The 15538-nt window shown below is 57.6% G+C and carries 21 protein-coding genes; 18 read left to right on the forward strand and 3 right to left on the reverse strand.

Annotation, left to right across the window (positions count from 1 at the left end):
• Window positions 1–5: 5 nt before the first annotated feature.
• A complete protein-coding gene (locus tag LG297_RS04755) occupies window positions 6–200 on the reverse strand; it encodes a YegP family protein (protein WP_404425645.1) in 195 nt (64 codons plus the stop codon).
• 113 nt (window positions 201–313) lie between these two features.
• Window positions 314–601: a hypothetical protein gene (locus LG297_RS04760; protein ID WP_404425647.1), complete on the reverse strand. Its 288-nt coding sequence runs from the start codon at window positions 599–601 to the stop codon at window positions 314–316.
• Window positions 602–775: 174 nt separating this feature from the next.
• Between LG297_RS04760 and LG297_RS04765 the strand changes: the two genes are divergently transcribed.
• The 10 genes from LG297_RS04765 (at window position 776) to LG297_RS04810 (ending at window position 8012) form a co-directional block, all read left to right on the forward strand.
• Complete coding sequence (locus LG297_RS04765; protein ID WP_404425649.1) at window positions 776–973, forward strand: hypothetical protein; 198 nt, start codon at window positions 776–778, stop codon at window positions 971–973.
• Between the two features lie 2 nt (window positions 974–975).
• Complete coding sequence (locus LG297_RS04770; RefSeq protein ID WP_404425651.1) at window positions 976–1923, forward strand: IS1595 family transposase; 948 nt, start codon at window positions 976–978, stop codon at window positions 1921–1923.
• A gap of 79 nt (window positions 1924–2002) precedes the next feature.
• Window positions 2003–2275: a hypothetical protein gene (locus LG297_RS04775; protein WP_404425653.1), complete on the forward strand. Its 273-nt coding sequence runs from the start codon at window positions 2003–2005 to the stop codon at window positions 2273–2275.
• A 233-nt stretch (window positions 2276–2508) separates the two neighbouring features.
• Window positions 2509–3102 (forward strand): hypothetical protein, encoded by a 594-nt coding sequence (locus LG297_RS04780; protein WP_404425655.1) that lies wholly within the window; start codon window positions 2509–2511, stop codon window positions 3100–3102.
• A gap of 453 nt (window positions 3103–3555) precedes the next feature.
• Window positions 3556–3996, forward strand: coding sequence for a hypothetical protein (locus tag LG297_RS04785; protein WP_404425657.1), 441 nt, complete (start codon window positions 3556–3558; stop codon window positions 3994–3996).
• 53 nt (window positions 3997–4049) lie between these two features.
• Window positions 4050–4493, forward strand: coding sequence for a hypothetical protein (locus LG297_RS04790; RefSeq protein ID WP_404425659.1), 444 nt, complete (start codon window positions 4050–4052; stop codon window positions 4491–4493).
• 160 nt (window positions 4494–4653) lie between these two features.
• On the forward strand, window positions 4654–4902 hold the full coding sequence (locus LG297_RS04795) for a hypothetical protein (protein WP_404425661.1): 249 nt from the start codon (window positions 4654–4656) through the stop codon (window positions 4900–4902).
• Between the two features lie 3 nt (window positions 4903–4905).
• Entirely contained in the window at window positions 4906–6711 is a 1806-nt protein-coding gene (locus LG297_RS04800; RefSeq protein WP_404425663.1) for a portal protein, read from the forward strand.
• Window positions 6708–6974, forward strand: a complete 267-nt coding sequence (locus LG297_RS04805; RefSeq protein WP_404425665.1) for a hypothetical protein — start codon at window positions 6708–6710, stop codon at window positions 6972–6974. Before LG297_RS04800 ends, LG297_RS04805 begins: the two co-directional genes overlap by 4 nt.
• Window positions 6975–7298: 324 nt before the next feature.
• Window positions 7299–8012, forward strand: a complete 714-nt coding sequence (locus LG297_RS04810; RefSeq protein ID WP_404425667.1) for a hypothetical protein — start codon at window positions 7299–7301, stop codon at window positions 8010–8012.
• Here LG297_RS04810 and LG297_RS04815 read toward each other — a convergent pair.
• Complete coding sequence (locus LG297_RS04815; RefSeq protein ID WP_404425669.1) at window positions 8009–8809, reverse strand: hypothetical protein; 801 nt, start codon at window positions 8807–8809, stop codon at window positions 8009–8011. The genes LG297_RS04810 and LG297_RS04815 overlap by 4 nt on opposite strands.
• A gap of 231 nt (window positions 8810–9040) precedes the next feature.
• On the opposite strand from LG297_RS04815, the gene LG297_RS04820 reads away from it, so the two are divergent.
• The 8 genes from LG297_RS04820 to LG297_RS04855 all read left to right on the forward strand — a co-directional run bounded on the left by LG297_RS04820 (window position 9041) and on the right by LG297_RS04855 (window position 15521).
• Entirely contained in the window at window positions 9041–9856 is an 816-nt protein-coding gene (locus LG297_RS04820) for a phage capsid protein (protein ID WP_404425671.1), read from the forward strand.
• Window positions 9857–9911: 55 nt separating this feature from the next.
• Window positions 9912–10187: a hypothetical protein gene (locus LG297_RS04825; RefSeq protein WP_404425673.1), complete on the forward strand. Its 276-nt coding sequence runs from the start codon at window positions 9912–9914 to the stop codon at window positions 10185–10187.
• A 108-nt stretch (window positions 10188–10295) separates the two neighbouring features.
• Window positions 10296–10892, forward strand: a complete 597-nt coding sequence (locus LG297_RS04830; RefSeq protein ID WP_404425675.1) for a phage tail protein — start codon at window positions 10296–10298, stop codon at window positions 10890–10892.
• Window positions 10893–10971: 79 nt separating this feature from the next.
• A complete protein-coding gene (locus tag LG297_RS04835) occupies window positions 10972–11580 on the forward strand; it encodes a phage tail protein (RefSeq protein WP_404425677.1) in 609 nt (202 codons plus the stop codon).
• Window positions 11581–11775: 195 nt separating this feature from the next.
• A complete protein-coding gene (locus LG297_RS04840; RefSeq protein WP_404425679.1) occupies window positions 11776–12360 on the forward strand; it encodes a hypothetical protein in 585 nt (194 codons plus the stop codon).
• A gap of 30 nt (window positions 12361–12390) precedes the next feature.
• Window positions 12391–14274: a hypothetical protein gene (locus LG297_RS04845; RefSeq protein ID WP_404425681.1), complete on the forward strand. Its 1884-nt coding sequence runs from the start codon at window positions 12391–12393 to the stop codon at window positions 14272–14274.
• Window positions 14275–14424: 150 nt separating this feature from the next.
• Window positions 14425–14838 carry an antitoxin Xre/MbcA/ParS toxin-binding domain-containing protein gene (locus tag LG297_RS04850; RefSeq protein WP_404425683.1) on the forward strand — a complete coding sequence of 138 codons (414 nt, stop codon included), beginning with the start codon at window positions 14425–14427 and terminating at the stop codon, window positions 14836–14838.
• Entirely contained in the window at window positions 14835–15521 is a 687-nt protein-coding gene (locus LG297_RS04855; RefSeq protein WP_404425685.1) for an RES family NAD+ phosphorylase, read from the forward strand. The genes LG297_RS04850 and LG297_RS04855 overlap by 4 nt, the downstream gene beginning before the upstream one ends.
• The last annotated feature ends 17 nt before the right edge of the window (window positions 15522–15538 follow it).

Here is a 15538-nt window from a genome sequence, read left to right on the forward strand (position 1 = left end):
TGGCGTCATGCACCGGCTTCGTGTACCGGAACGTCCCTGGATGATTTCAGCAGATCGATGCTGTGCGTGCAGTCGGATTTGGCTTTGTAGCCCTCGCTGCTCATGGCGATTTTAAGGCCGTTGCGCGCGATATAGGTCCAGCGCCATTCGCCTTTTTTGTCCTTGTAAAGCTCGTAACGCGGGGACGGGGGATTTGCCATGGGAGACTCCTGAATGTCAGTGGATCGGCATGCGCCAGTTATGGAAAATTGCCCGATGGGGCGTCCATGAAGACAGTTCAGGAAGGGTTTTGTGACAAACGGGCCGGCGGTGATTAGCGCAGAAGCGCAATCCCGTCATCGTGGCCTGCCAGCAGGATCACATCCTTTTTCGATGGTGCCTTGCATTTCGTGGCCGGACGCAGCGTGAGCAGGGACGCGGCGATTTTCTGCGCGCCGGGCGAGAGGAAAAACGCATCATCCGGCCCCAGTTCGCGGGAGCAGAAAAGGGCGGCATCGCGCGGTTTTTTGGCGGCAATGAACAGCTTTTCAAACGCATCGATAAAGTCGGTCGATATTCCCATTGCTTCCTGTTGCGTCATTTTGATGCTGGCCCAGCTCATGGGAGTCTCTTGTCTGGTTGTGGATAGTTGGACGGCCATTATTCATTCGTGGGCCTGCAAGTCGAGGATTTTTGCGGGCGTTCACGTTATAGGAAATTAATCCTAATTATATACTTGACGTACCAAAGGTGTTATCCTATTGTTCCAAACAACGAAGGACATAGGAGCCGAAAGATGTCTTCTGTATCAGGAACACCGCTTGATCGTCTGACGGGATACGAAATTCTTCCGACACCAAAGGGCTTTGACGCATACACGCTAATTCTTCGGACAGATTCGGCGGAATTTGCGGTTGTTGCTGACCACCAAAGTCTTCTGAAACTAGCGGCTTCACTTCAAAAACACGTTGTCGATCCGACGAAAGAGCGCTGACCATGTTTGACATAACCAATCCTATCTATCAGGACGCAGACAAAGCCCGTGAGCATCTGGAATCCATCCAGTGGCCCGACGGTCCTGAGTGCCCGCATTGTGGTAACTGCGATCAGAAAGCCATTACCAAGCTGGCCGGTAAATCGACCCGCCCCGGTGTTTACAAGTGCAATGCCTGCCGTTCCCCGTTCTCGGTAACGGTTGGTACTGTGTTCGAGCGTTCCAAAGTTCCCTTGAACAAGTGGGTTCTGGCAACACACCTTATGGCATCATCCAAGAAAGGCATGTCCGCGCATCAGCTTCACCGTATGCTTGGCGTCACCTACAAGACTGCGTGGTTCATGTCTCACCGTATCCGCGAAGCAATGGCAGAAGATAACGACACCTCCGGCCCGATGGGTGGCCCCGGCAAAACCGTAGAAGCCGACGAAACCTATATCGGTAAGAAAGAAGGCTGGAAGCCTAACCCTAATGCCGTGAAGTCTGGCAAAGCCGGTGCAGCTTCAAAGCGCACTGTTGTCGGCCTTGTCGAACGTGGCGGTAAAGTTCGCACCTTCCATGTAAAGCACGCGACCCGCGAGTCCATCCGTGACGTTCTGGTTCGCAACGTTTCCCGCGAGACAAACCTTTATACCGACGAATCCCGCCTCTACACCAAGACCGGCAAGGAATACGCCAGCCATGAAACGGTAAAGCATTCAGCCGGTGAATATGCCCGTGGCACGGTTCATACCAATACCATCGAAAACGTGTTCTCCGTGTTCAAGCGCGGCATGCGTGGCATTTATCAGCATTGTGCCGAAAAGCATCTGCACCGCTATCTCTCGGAATTTGATTTCCGTTACAACCGCCGCGCTGCACTCAAGGTTTCCGATGCAGAGCGCGCCGAGCAACTTCTCCAAGCAATCCGAGGCAAACGCCTTACCTATTGGCGGATTGGTGAAGTCTAGGGCTTTTCAGGGTCGTTGACTCTGGGTTGTGTTGGTTGCATCATTTATCTAGTTCAAAATAGAAACTGGGGGAATGATTATGACAACCTATACAGTCACATATGATCTGCGGAAACGAAAAGATTATCAGACGTTGTGGGATGAGTTGGAACGTCTCAATGCACACAGAACAGCGGACTCATACTGGCTTGTCAGCGTCAGTAACACAGCAATAGAACTGCACAATCATTTAAAGTCATATATTGATTCTGATGATCGTTTGTGGGTGTCGGAACTTACAACAAATCATTACTACAAAAACGCTATAGGTGGAACCAACGATTGGATTAGCAAGAATCCTCCATCTCGCTGACTTTAGTTATCGCTCCATACGATATTCCTTCTACCTTGACTGAAATACCAAGCGCTTTCGCAATTAGATCGATAATTCTGACTTTCATAAAACCTCCAAACAAAACCCCGGATCACTTGTCCGGGGTTTCTTCCTTCTCAGGGTTGGGTTTATCCTTGTTCGGTTTTGGCGGCGTTCTGAGCATTCGCCGGAGAACTTCATCGCCATCATGTTCTTGTTGAGAGTTACCTTGCATGTCAAATCCTAGAGAATACAAATGGTCTGACGAAGATATTATCGCATATGGGGAACTATGTCAGTGGGTCGGCATGTGTCTCAGCGTTTTTTCTAGAATAGAAGAAAGTCTAGCCGTCTTGTTTGGAACCGCTGCTGGCATCCCATTAATAGAAACAGCTTTTCGCACACATGACGAAATCCGAGAATTTCATTACCGACTAGATGCGACGAACTCCGTTGTTCGTCTATGGATATCGTCATTGCCCCAACATCAATCCAGAAACACACTTGAATCTGAATGGAACGCGCTGTGCAGAATCATCAAAGAAGACTCACAAGATCGCAATAGACTTGCTCATTTTAGAATAGCGCCTAACGACAACAAAGACGGCTCAACAACATACTTTGTATGCCCATATTTTCAGATATTTTCTCATGTAACCGCTCTTCAGGCGATGAAAGGGAAAGCAAAAATCCCTAATGGGGTTAGGAAATTTGACGTCAAATCATTGGAGGCAAAATTGAACAGATTTGAGAGCACCGCAAAAAGAATTGACCGATTTATCGGCGGGCTCACCGAGCACGGAGCGCAGCTTCCAAAACTTTCCTGATCTCTAGAGCCTCATATGAATTTAACGCCTTGGCCGGCGTAACACTCGGGAACTCGACAAGTGTCGTTTTAAAAAGCTCCTTGGTTGCCGCCTCGACCATATCATCAGTAACGACAATCTCGTCGTTTTGAACCGGCCTGTCACGCTCTGGCATGATACGTTCTCGATTCTTGGTACGTTAAGTATATAATTAGGAAATTAATCCTTTACAATGAGAACAAAAAGGGATTATAGCTTGTGGATCAACACCGGAAGTGCATCCGGAAATAGCTTTGATGCGGTCAGAATGGCGGAAAACGGCATGTAAGCCGGGTTTTGCACGTATCACGTTGGCAATCTTTACATATCCGGCAACAGGCGGTTTTGCGCAGTCGATGATGCGCAAAAGGGGAGATTTGTACGCTTTTTTTCGGGGGTGTTGATGCGAGACAGGCAGTTCAGCAGGAGGGTAGAATGAGTGAGCAAAGACTTTTTCCCAAGCCGATAGCGGACCGCGTGACGACCCCGTTTTCCAGCGCCATGCAGGCGTGGTTCTGGTTCGTGCGGTGCCAGGCGGCCCGGATTGAAGGGGCGCGTGTGGTGGCCGATGCCAGCGATGTTGTGCGCCCGTGCGACCCGGATGATATTTATAACGCGGTCATGCGGCTCAGGCGTGAAAATGTGCTGGATGACCGGCATTTGCAGGTGATCGAATATTACGGTCTGGTGGAACGCACGCCCGATCCGCGTGATGGGCGGGAGCGACCGAAATATGATCTTTGGTGCGATGCGATGGCGGTCTTGCAGGATGCGCTGATCGCGCGCGATATCGTCCTGCCCGGTGCCGAGGATGCCTTTCACCATCCCGAAAAGATGATTAAAATGACGGGGGAATTGCCGCCATGCAGGCTTTGATTCGTGAGGCGAATCCAGCCCCCCGAAGGGTGGAAAAATCCCCGGCCCGGACCATGTCCGATGGGGATTCGGAAATGCCGGTCATGCGCGATGTGCTTGTCGTGTTTGCCGATGCACCGGAAAAGCGGCTTTTGCGGTGTTTGAAACCCGGTTTCCGGCATTGTTTCGTGCTGATGTCGGGGCTTCGTGCCGGGGAGTGGATCTGCCTTGATCCGCAAAGCCACAGGATCGCGTGCGATGTCTGGCAGTATTCGGTTCTGTTCGACCCCGAAGCCCATTACCGGGCGCGCGGATTTGACTGCATCTGGGTCAGTTATCCGGCGGAAGTGCCAAGGCGGGTGCGGTTGGGCGCGTTTACCTGTGTCGAGTTCGTCAAGCGGTTGCTGGGCATTTCCGGGTTCTGGATCGTGACACCGCATCAGCTTTTTTGCGCGATAAAACGTGCGGAAACAAAGGCTTATCACGGGTCGGTGTTTTTTTCTGAAAAATGTTCTTGATTTGTTCTTTTTTCTGTGCCATAAGAGACAAATCAACACCAGAACTGCGCCCGCATCGCTTCATCGCGTTGCGGGCGTTTCTGTTTCTAGCCCCGGTTTGGGGCTTTTTTGTTTTCGGGCCCCGTTTCGGGGCGGAACAGGGGGAGGCACAAGGGGCATCATGGGCAGTCTGTTTTCGACACCAAAACCATCCGCGCCAGCGGCACCCCCACCGATTGCCAGTACGCCCGCAAATCCGGCGTCCGTCGATGACGGGGAAAGTGCGGCAGAAGCGGCACGACGTGCGCGGACCGAGGCGCTGGAGCGGCGACGCTATGGCAGAGCCGGTCTGATCGGCACGGGGTTTCGCGGGTTGCTATCGGACCGGATCGACCGTGCGGCGGGTGGCAAAAATCTTTTGGGGGATTAGGCGATGACAGAACGGCAGAACCGCAAAGCGCGCCCGGCCCGGAAGGTGGGTGCGGCGGGCAACGGACGGACTGGAACGCAGCGTGCTGCCGGTCGGAATGCGACCGGGCCGGGTGATGCCAGGCCGGGGGATGCCAGCCTGTCGGGAGCAGATCCGCGGTTGGCGAGATTTGGCCGCATGGCGAAGGAGCCGGTGGGCCGCCGTGGTGCTGGTGCCGGTGCGGGAACAGGCAGCAATGCCGGGACCGGGGCCAAAACCGGTGCGATTGCGATTGCCGATTTGCGGGCCCGATTCCGGGCGGCGATGGGGCAGAAGCGCGGCTGGCTCCGGCATTGGCAGGAATGTTATGAATTCGCCCTGCCGCAACGCAACGGGGCAAGCGAGCAGCCGGGGGCATCTGGTGGTGCGTCTGGTGGTGCATCGGGCGGGGCCAAGAAATTTGATCGGGTGTTTGATGCCACGGCCCCGGATGCGGTCGAACAGCTTGCGGCCAGCCTGATGGCGGAAATTACCCCGCCGACGGGTGGCTGGTTCACGTTCGAGCCGGGCGGCAATGTGGCGGATGCGGATCGCGACATTCTGACCGCACGGCTGGCGCGGGCCGCGAGCATTTTGCAGGGGCATTTTGACCGGTCCAATTTCGCAGTCGAGATGCATCAGGCGTTTCTGGATCTGGTGACGGCGGGGACGGCGTGCCTTCGGCTTGAAGCAGATGATTTTTTAAGCCCGTCGGCGTTCCGGTTTGGCGCGGTGCCGCTGCGTGAACTGGCGTTCGAGGAACGCAGTGACGGCAGAATGGATGCAGTGTTTCGCAAGCTGTCGCTGAGCCGGGACGAGATCGCCCGGCAATGGCCGGATGCGACATTGCCGGATAGGGATCGGGATGCGGGCGAGAACCCGAAACGATACGCGGTGGTCGAGGCGGTTTTGCCCGATCCGGGGATTTCGGGGGGCTATCAGCTTTGCGTGTTTTTTGAGGATGGCGGGCAGGTTTCTGGTGATGTGGGGGACGCAGACGGCGTCCTTCACCGCGACCGGTTTGATGTGTCGCCGTATATCGCGTTTCGCTGGATGAAGGCACCGGGCGAGGTTTATGGCAGGTCGCCGGTGATGAAGGCGCTGCCCGATATCAAGACCGCGAACAAGGTGGTGGAGCTGGTGCTTAAGAATGCCTCCATCGCGGTGACCGGCATCTGGCAGGCCGATGATGACGGGGTTTTGAACCCGGCGACCATCCGGCTTGTGCCCGGCTGTATCATCCCCAAGGCGGTCGGATCGGCGGGGTTAACACCACTTGATGCGCCGGGGCGGTTTGATGTTTCCGATCTGGTGCTGTCCGATCTGCGTGATCGCATCCGGCGGAGCTTGCTGGCCGACCGGCTGGGGCAAAGTGACCAGCCGGGCATGACCGCGACCGAGGTTCTGGAACGGGCATCGGAAAATGCCCGGTTGCTGGGGGCGACTTATGGACGGTTGCAGGCGGAACTGCTTTATCCGCTGATCCGGCGTGCAATCCATATTCTGGTGCGGCGTGGGGAGCTTCCCGACATGCCGCTTGACGGTGATGTGGTGCAGTTGCGCCATAGCGCGCCGCTGGCCCAATTGCCCAAACGGGTGCAGGCCGGGCAGGCGATGGATTGGTTATCAAGGATTGCGACGCTGGGGCCGGAGGCGCTGGGCGAGGTCGATATGCCGCAGATGGTCCGCTGGCTTGCCGATCAGTTTGGCGTGCCGGATCATTTGCTCAGGCCGGTTTTGCCGCCGGTCGAGCCATCACTTGAGGCGGGCGTTTTGGAGGATGCGGTATGAGTGGCTGGGACTGGTTTGAGGGGGTGGCAGCCGCCGACGAAACGGATGAAGCGGATCGGGTGCATTGGCAGCAATGCTTTGGCACGCACGCGGGGCAGAAGGTTCTGGCGGAGCTTGAACGCAGCATCATCAAAACCGCATTTGGTCCGCACAGCCCGGATCGGGCGATCTGGATGCGGGAAGGGCAGCGGGCGCTGGTTTTGCAGATGATGCGACTTGCACGGGGCAGCGTAAACGGAGGCGCGGCGGATAATAATGGATGACAGGCCTTTGCCTTGGCGGAGATCAATGTTGTTGAGGAGCCTGCGGCACGATGGACTCCCGCGTTCGCGGGAGTGACGGGGAGGGTGTGGTGACGGGAGAGGTTGGGGCGGTATCATTCTCCCCAACCGTCATTCCCGCGAACGCGGGAATCCAGACTTGGTGCCACATCGACGATGGGGAGCGCGCGGCGCGAGGGAGTAACGGCGTCATTTGCCTGACCGTCCAGACTTCGCTGCCCCGCTCAGTGTTAATCAGGACAAAACCCAAATTTATGAACAGCAATCCGGCAGCAGAGAGGCTGCCCGGAGAGGGGAGAGTGCATCATGACGATTGAGCAGAATCCGACACGGCCAGAAGCCGGACAGGGGGCAGGGGATAATCTGTTGCGTCCGGCCGATGTGGCGGGCGGCGTGACTGAGGCGGCGGAAGATGTGGCCGAGGGCGGGGTTTTGGAAGCCGGGGCTTTGCCGGAAGGTGAGGTTGAGGCCGGTGAAGCCATCGCGGTCATTGACCCGGCCAGCATTCCCGAAACGCCGGACGGATACGAGATTGCGGTTGATGAGGTGTTGGGCGCGGTGGATCCGGCGTTGAATGCGCGCTTGCATGCGGCGGGATTTAACGGGGCGCAGGCCCAGCTTGTTTATGATCTGGCGGCGGAGGTGATCGGGCCGTTAATCGGCGAGGTTGAGGTGGCAAGCCGACGTGCCACGGATCGGGCGGCACTGGCGGCCGAGTTTGGCGGGGCGGAAAACTGGAAGCGACTGGCTCCGCGCATTGAAAAATGGGGGCGCGAAAACCTGCCCGACGTGGCGTTTGAGGTTTTGTGCCAAACGGCTGATGGGGTGCGCAGCATTCACCGGTTGATGAGTGGCGGGGCGGAACCGGGATTGGCGGCGGGAACGGGCGCGGATGGCGCGGGTGATCTGCGCGCCGATATCCGGTCCAAAATGAATGATCCGCGATACTGGCGCGACCGTGATCCGGCGATTGTGGCCGAGGTGCAGGCGGGTTTTGACCGCCTGCATGGTATTTCCTAGTTCACCTGATAGCGGCCATCGGTTTTGTGGACTTCGGGGGGAATGCGGGTGCGCTCGAACGCGGCATAAACGTCATAAAGCCCCGGTGCGGGGACGCTGGCGAAGGCGTCTTCGGTAAGGGTTACGGCATCATTCATGTTCTGGCGTTTTTCAAAGACGTGGACGGGCACCCGTGCCTGACCGGCGCGAAGGGCTGTATCGATCAGCATATAGACCGGTTCGATATCGCCGTTTTCAAGGGCAATGCCGCCCGTGCCCTCGCACTTGCCACGAAGGGCGGGGCGGGCGGTTTGGGCCTGTTCTGCCATTTCTTCGGGGGCGCCCGATGTGAGCGGGGTCAGGGCGATTTCAAGGTGATGGGGGCTGTTGGGGGCAAGGTCGTCGCGCGTGACATGATAAACGCCAAGTTCGGCGGTATTGCCGATGGCGGCACCAGACGCATCGGTTGTGCTGCTGGCGGCGTTATCGGCATGGGTGATGGCATCGGCATCGCAGAAATTATAGCGGGTAAACAGGCGGTAACGGTTGTTTGCCTTGAGCCAGATTTCGACATCGCGATCCGCATTGAATACGCGCACGAAAACCGGCGCGCCAATCGAAAGGTCGGCGTTGGACAGTTCGGCTTCGAGATCGGGCAGAACCCGGTCGCGGATATTTTCCGCGCCAAACCCGGCAAGGGACGAAACCCGGCTGGTGAAATCGTTGAAATAGCCGGGAACAGGGGTATAGGGCAGCAGGGTATACCCCGCTGCCCCAATCCCGATCAGGGCGATGGTGGCAAACAGTTTTGCGCGCAACGCAAACTCCAGATCATCAATTTTGCAACAGGTCCGGCCAAACCGGACAGATGTTCGAAACCGGCCGAGCAGGCGGGGTTCCGAACCACAACACAAAACCACTCAACCATGACCGCAAGATGACCGGTTCGGGGTGCAAATAAGGCGAAATCGCCTGATTTGCCGCCCTTCGGGGCCGTTTCATCGCCTTTGTGGTCGGAAAATTGTTTATGGGCAGAAGGATATAAACCGATGAGCGTGACAATCGATAAAAGCTTTGTGGATCATTTCCAGGCCGATGTGCATCAGGCCTATCAGCGGATGGGATCGAAGCTTCGCAATACGGTGCGGGTCAAAAACAGCGTGAAGGGGGCCAGCACGGTTTTTCAGAAAGTCGGCAAGGGCACGGCCACCACCAAGGCGCGCCACGGCAAGGTGCCGGTGATGAATGCCGAACACGAGGCGGTGCGCTGTGACCTTCGCGATTATTATGCCGGTGACTGGGTCGATGCACTGGACGAGCTTAAGGTCAATCACGACGAAAAGATGGTTCTGGCCAATGCCGGGGCTTATGCCCTTGGCCGCAAGACCGATGATCTGATCATCAATGCGCTGGCAAGCGGCGAGGAGCTTATTGATCACAATGATACGGGGTTTACGCTTGGCAAGGTGATGACGGCGTTTGAAGGCATGGGCAACCGCGATGTGCCCGATGACGGGCAGCGTTATGCGATTGTCGGCTGGAAACAATGGTCGCAGCTTTTGCAGATCAACGAATTTTCCAATGCCGATTATGTCGGCGATGATGACCTTCCGTGGAAGGGAACGCAGGCGAAGCGCTGGCTTGGTACGCTCTGGATGCCGCATTCGGGGCTTCCGGTGGCGGACGGCATCCGGTCGTGCTTCTGGTATCACAGAACGGCGATTGGCCATGCGATCGGGGCGGATGTGCAGTCTGACATTACCTGGCACGGCGACCATGCGGCGCATTTCGTCAACAATTCCATGAGCCAGGGTGCTGTGCTTGTTGATGATGCCGGGGTGAGCTGCATCCGGGCCAAGGAATAAGCCGCGACAGAGCGCGGCTTTTTGAAGATTTTCCATACAAATAACGGAGACCAAAATGGCAGAAGGTTTTAAAGCCAGAAACCTCAGTGTTCTGGCCTATGCCAACGGCTTTACGCTTTGGCATTACATCACCCCGGATTTCGCCGCCGATGTCGATACGGCGGGCTATTTCCAGGACGCACGCGACATGCTGCGGGTTGGTGACATCATCATCGCCAATACCAACCGCGATGCCACGATGTCCGGCGGGTTTTTCGTCGTGGCGAGTTCGGGAGCGGCAGGTGTTGATGTCCGCGATATGACGGCGATTGGCAGTTCGAATACGGACTGATCCCGTCCGGCGCACGCCGCGATTTTACCCACAGATTTGATCTTTCCCTCGACCCGTTTCTGCCCCGGCAGGAGCGGTTTTTTTTATGTTCAAGCAAGGAGAATGTCCATGCAGGGTTCCAAACCGGTCGAATGCGAAGTGCTTAACGTTATCCAGGCGGCCGGTATCTGGCCGGACTGCGATGACAAGACGCAGCTTTTGCAGGCGATCAATACGCTTATTTCGGGTGGCGGCAATGGTGGTGGCGGTGGTGCGACCCCGCTTGGCACGGTGCTGCCCTTTGCCGGTGCTACGGCGCCGGAGGGTTTCATGCTGTGCGATGGCACCGAGCTTCTCGCCAGCGACCATGCTGATCTGTTTGCCGTGATCGGGACTGTTTATGGCGAAGGTGCCGCACCGGGCAGCTTTAAGCTGCCGGACTTGCGAGGTCGTGCGGCGGTTGGGGCCGGTCAGGGTGTTGATCTGAGTGATCGGGTTCTGGGGGCGATGGCCGGGGCAGAGAGCCATCAGCTTACTGTTGATGAGATGCCGTCGCACAGTCATGGAATAGACTATCGATCAAATCTCGCAGGTGTTGATAATGGTAATCAAATGAGAGCGGCCAACTCGGAAAGCACTTCTTTGCAAACCCGCTCGACCGGCGGCGATCAGCCGCACAACAACATGCAGCCTTTCGTGGTGCTGAACTACATCATCAAGGTCTGATTTTACGGCGTTAACTTTTTCCCTCGACCCGGCAGCTTTCCGCTGCCGGGTTTTCTTTTGACTGAAACGGAGAATATCCATGCAGTGTAATACCCCGGTTGCCAGCGAAGTACTGAACGTTGTTCTGGCGGCCAATATCGCGCCGGATCGGCAGGATGACACCCAGCTTTTGCAGGCGATCAATACGCTGATTGCCAATGGTGGTTCGGGTGGAAATGGCGGTGGTTTTGGTGCCGAAATCGGCTCTGTCACGGCCTTTGCCATGCCGACCCCGCCGGAAGGCTGGCTGGTCTGTGATGGTTCGGCAGTTTCGCGGACCGACTATGCCGATCTTTATGCCGCGATTGGGACCGTCTGGGGCGATGGTGACCAGATTGCCACCTTTAACCTGCCGGACCTTCGCGGCGAGTTCATTCGTGGTTTTGATGCCGGGCGTGGTGTCGATGTGGATCGTGTGTTTGCATCTGGGCAGATTGGGGAGGTCGAAGCACATTCGCATTCGAACAATGGGCAAACCGGTCCTATTAACTCGCACGGTGACCTGTACCCGTATCGAGTAGCTATTGCTGGTTCGGGTACTTTTGCCGCTGGTAAAACGGGTGATTTTGGTGGCTCCGAAACCCGCCCACGGAACATCGCCATGACCTATGCGATCAAGGCGTTTTATCCGGTGGCGGCTTCGGCCTGATATCTGACGGATGAATGATGGGCGGGGTTCGGGTTTCCGGGCCCCGCTTTTGCATGTGGCACGATGGACTCCCGCGTTCGCGGGAGTGACGGAGAGGGTGCAGATCCTTTGTTTCAATCGTCATTTCCGTGCAGGCGGAGATGGTGATTTCGGGGATTGGCTGGTTCCGGTTTTACGCACAAGGCAGGAGGTTTCATGGCACTTGGCGACATCGCACTTTGTGCGCGTGCATTGGTGATGATCGGGGCGGCGCCGATTGTTTCGTTCGAGGATGACACCGCCGAGGCCGAGGTGGCGGGGATGCTTTATCCGGCCATTCGCGACGGGGTGCTGGCGGCGTATCCGTGGCGGTTTGCCGCGCGTGGCGCGTGGCTGGCGCGGAGGACCGGGAGTGGTGAAGGCGGGGATGATGCGCCTGATGCGGGAGAGGGGCGGTTTGTTCTGCCCGGTGATTTTATCCGGCTGCTGTCGCTTGAGACCGAGGGCGGGGCGGTGCCGGAGTTTGAGCTGGTGCAGGGGGCTGTGAGGTGCGCGGCGGATCGGGCGTATCTGCGTTATGTCGGGCGGATGGCGGAGGGGGCGTTTCCGGCGTTTTTCGATCTGGCACTGATCACACGCCTTGCGGCGGAGTTCTGTGTGCCGCTGACCGAAAGTACCACGCGGGCGGAATATCTGTTTAAACGCGCCGAAGACCAGTTTCGCGCTGCGAGGCTGGCCGATGCGCAGCAATCGACCCCGCGGGCGATTGGGGATTTCACCCTGATCGGGGCGCGGGGATAAGGGTTTTGACCAACGGGGAGGGGACGGGATATGGCGCGCAGGGTTCTGGAAAAGACGACATTTTCGACCGGTGAACTGGCCCCGGAATTGTGGGGGCGGTCGGATCTTAATGCCTATGGCAATGGGGCGGCACGGTTGCGCAATGTGTTCATTGAACCGAGCGGCGGGGTGCGGCGCAGGCCGGGTATTGCGTTGATTGATGCGTTGTCCGGCCCGGTGCGGCTGATCCCGTTCGAGTTCAATACAGAGCAAACCTATCTGCTGGTGTTTGGCGATTATCAGGGCACGGTGTATCGCGACGGGGTGGCGATTGTCGGGTTTGAAACGCCGTTCGGGGTGATGCACCATGCGCTTCTGAACTGGACGCAAAGTGCCGATACGCTGCTTGTCACCCACCCGGAGGTCGAGCCGATGCGCCTGACGCGCAAAGGATCAGACGACGGGGCGGGGACGTGGGAGATGACCAACTGGGCGTGGCGCGAAACGGCGAAAAAGCGGTTTCAGCCCTATTATAAATTCGGCGATCCGGCGGTTTCGATCACGCCATCGGGCAGCAGTGGTACGGTCAGCCTTTCGGCAAGCAGTGCAATTTTTCAGGCCGGGCATGTCGGCACGCGCTGGCGCATACAGGGGATCGAGGGGGAGATTGCCGGGGTTTCGAGTGCGACACTGGCAACCATTACCTTGAAAGAGGCCCTGCCCGATGCCAGCACGACACAGGATTTTGAAGAACAGGTGTTTTCGCCGGTTCGTGGCTGGCCGCGCAGCGTGACCTTTCATCAGGACCGGATGGTGATTGGCGGATCGCGGGATTTGCCCAACCGGTTGTGGATGTCGAAATCGGGGGATCTGTTTAATTTCGATCTGGGCGAGGGGCTGGATGACGAGGCGATTGAGTTTGCCCTTCTGGCCGATCAGGTCAATGCGATTACCGGCATTTTCGCCGGTCGCCATTTGCAGGTTTTCACCAGCGGATCGGAATGGATGGTGACGGGGGACCCGTTGACGCCGGCCAATATCCAGGTCACGCGACAGACCCGGATCGGCAGCCGGGCGGACCGGACGGTGCCGCTGGTCAATGTTGATGGGGCAACGATCTTTGCCGCGCGCAGCGGCCGGGAATTGCGCGAATTTCTGTTTACCGATGTCGAGCAGGCCTATGGGGCGGCGGACTTGGCCCTTTTATCGCGCCATCTGGTGCAGGGCCCGGTTGATCAGGCGTTTGATGCCGATCATCGGCTTTTGCATGTGGTGATGGGCGATGGCAGCCTTGGCACCCTGACGCTTTATCGGAGCGAGGCGATCACCGCCTGGTCGTCGCAAAGTGTTGAGGGTGCGGCGTTTCGGGCCGTCGCGGTGGCGGGCGGGCAGGTTTACCTTTGCCTTGAGCGGGACGGGAAATTTTACCTTGGCCGGTTTGATGAGGGTTGCGGGCTTGATCTTTCGATCACCGCGCAATTGACCGAGGGCGAGGAACCACGCCGCCATTGGGGCGGGTTTGATGATCTGGAAGGTGTGACTCTGGTCGTCTGGGCCGATGGTGTGCTTTACCGCGATATCATGGTTTCGGGCGGTACGATAAGCTTGGCCGATGCGGTTTCAAAGGTCGTGGCCGGATTGCCGTTTACCCATGAAATTGCCGCTTTGCCACCCGCCGGATCGGATGGCAGGCGTGCACATGGGGGCAATGCGCTGCGGCTTGTGTCGGTGACATTCCGGGTGCAGCAGACCGAACAGTTGCGGGTTGATACCGGGCGGGGGTTTCGGGATGTGGCACTTGGTCGTGGTTTGGGTCGGGGAAGGAGTGAAGATGCGGCCTATAGCGGCGATGAGCTGGTTTCATTTGCATCGGATTGGCGGGTAGGTTTTGAGGCTGCGGCACGGCTGACTGGATTCCCGCGTTCGCGGGAATGACGGGTTTTTTGGGGTAAGGCCTTTCCATCCGTTCGTCACTCCCGCGCAGGCGGGAGTCCATGGGGCGGCGGGCTCGGTGGGTGGTTTTGTTATTCCGTTATTTGCCATTTGGCATAAAAATGCTATATTGATGCCAAATGGAGGTGTGTGATGGAATTCGCGATTGTGGAGCCGACCGGGGCGCGGCCGGATCGGGCGGTGATTACCGAGGATGAGGCGGCGGCGCTGGCGCGCGCCACTGTTAATCTGTTTGGTGTCTGGGATCTGAGCGATCAGGAAGCGCGTGTGTTGCTGGGCGATATGCCCGCGCGCACATGGGCACGGTGGAAGAAGAAAGATATCGGGCGGATTGATCGTGATTTGCGTACGCGCATGGCGATGCTGATCGGGATTCACAAAGGGTTGCGATATCTGTTTCGTGAACCGGCACGGGGTTATGCCTGGGTCCGCAAGCCCAATGCGGCGTTTGGCGGGCAGAGTGCGCTTGAGATCATGTTGCGCGGCGAGATCATGGATATCGCCGATATCCGAAGTTACCTTGATGCGGAGCGCGGTGGCTGGTGAGCAGGAGCAGGCATGTTGCGTGGCCGCAATGCGTGCGGATCATCCGGTCGATCTATCCGCCGATTGACCTGTTTGAAGATATCGCCGATCCCGCCGATTGGGAGGCCCTGGCATCGGCCGAGGCCAAGATGAACCCGCGCATTCGTGACAGCATCGGCAATCTGGCCAAGGTGCCGGTCGAACGCCGGGTATCGGGACCGGGGGCGAGTTACGTGATGGCGCCGTTTGTTCATTGTTCGCTCTATCGCCCCGGCCGGTTTTCCGATGGCACATACGGGCTTTATTATGCGGGGGATGGCCGGGCGGTGGCGATTGCCGAAACCGTGCATCACCATGCGCGGATGATGCGGGCGACCGAGGAGGAGCCGGGCTGGACATCGCAGTTTCGCGAGCTGGTCGGGCGGATCGAGCATGTGTTTGATGACGTGAGCGATCAACCCGATCTGCTGGACCCCGATGATTATAGCGCATCGCAGAAATTTGGGGCGGAACGGCGGGCAGCGGGATCGGACGGGATATACTGGCCCAGTGTGCGGTTTGACGGCGGGCAGTGCATTGCGGCGTTCTGGCCCGATGTGGTGCCGATCCCGGTGCAGGGGGATCATTTTTCCTATCACTGGAACGGGGAGGCGGTCGATTATGTTCGCAATCTTGCCAGTGGGGAGACTTGGCGGGTTTTTTAGGGGCGGGTTTTGTAAAG

Origin of the sequence: Thalassospira australica (assembly GCF_044790785.1) — a bacterium.
Classification (GTDB): domain Bacteria; phylum Pseudomonadota; class Alphaproteobacteria; order Rhodospirillales; family Thalassospiraceae; genus Thalassospira; species Thalassospira australica_A.

Bases quoted from the DNA above. Each gene is read 5' to 3' on its own strand.
- LG297_RS04785 (WP_404425657.1), top strand. From the start codon at position 3,556: ATGAGTGAGCAAAGACTTTTTCCCAAGCCGATAGCGGACCGCGTGACG.
- LG297_RS04770 (WP_404425651.1), top strand. From the start codon at position 976: ATGTTTGACATAACCAATCCTATCTATCAGGACGCAGACAAAGCCCGT.
- LG297_RS04830 (WP_404425675.1), top strand. From the start codon at position 10,296: ATGCAGGGTTCCAAACCGGTCGAATGCGAAGTGCTTAACGTTATCCAG.
- LG297_RS04825 (WP_404425673.1), top strand. From the start codon at position 9,912: ATGGCAGAAGGTTTTAAAGCCAGAAACCTCAGTGTTCTGGCCTATGCC.
- LG297_RS04840 (WP_404425679.1), top strand. From the start codon at position 11,776: ATGGCACTTGGCGACATCGCACTTTGTGCGCGTGCATTGGTGATGATC.
- LG297_RS04760 (WP_404425647.1), bottom strand. From the start codon at position 601: ATGAGCTGGGCCAGCATCAAAATGACGCAACAGGAAGCAATGGGAATA.
- LG297_RS04850 (WP_404425683.1), top strand. From the start codon at position 14,425: ATGGAATTCGCGATTGTGGAGCCGACCGGGGCGCGGCCGGATCGGGCG.
- LG297_RS04810 (WP_404425667.1), top strand. From the start codon at position 7,299: ATGACGATTGAGCAGAATCCGACACGGCCAGAAGCCGGACAGGGGGCA.
- LG297_RS04775 (WP_404425653.1), top strand. From the start codon at position 2,003: ATGACAACCTATACAGTCACATATGATCTGCGGAAACGAAAAGATTAT.
- LG297_RS04790 (WP_404425659.1), top strand. From the start codon at position 4,050: ATGTCCGATGGGGATTCGGAAATGCCGGTCATGCGCGATGTGCTTGTC.
- LG297_RS04780 (WP_404425655.1), top strand. From the start codon at position 2,509: ATGTCAAATCCTAGAGAATACAAATGGTCTGACGAAGATATTATCGCA.
- LG297_RS04795 (WP_404425661.1), top strand. From the start codon at position 4,654: ATGGGCAGTCTGTTTTCGACACCAAAACCATCCGCGCCAGCGGCACCC.
- LG297_RS04805 (WP_404425665.1), top strand. From the start codon at position 6,708: ATGAGTGGCTGGGACTGGTTTGAGGGGGTGGCAGCCGCCGACGAAACG.
- LG297_RS04765 (WP_404425649.1), top strand. From the start codon at position 776: ATGTCTTCTGTATCAGGAACACCGCTTGATCGTCTGACGGGATACGAA.
- LG297_RS04755 (WP_404425645.1), bottom strand. From the start codon at position 200: ATGGCAAATCCCCCGTCCCCGCGTTACGAGCTTTACAAGGACAAAAAA.
- LG297_RS04835 (WP_404425677.1), top strand. From the start codon at position 10,972: ATGCAGTGTAATACCCCGGTTGCCAGCGAAGTACTGAACGTTGTTCTG.
- LG297_RS04800 (WP_404425663.1), top strand. From the start codon at position 4,906: ATGACAGAACGGCAGAACCGCAAAGCGCGCCCGGCCCGGAAGGTGGGT.
- LG297_RS04820 (WP_404425671.1), top strand. From the start codon at position 9,041: ATGAGCGTGACAATCGATAAAAGCTTTGTGGATCATTTCCAGGCCGAT.
- LG297_RS04845 (WP_404425681.1), top strand. From the start codon at position 12,391: ATGGCGCGCAGGGTTCTGGAAAAGACGACATTTTCGACCGGTGAACTG.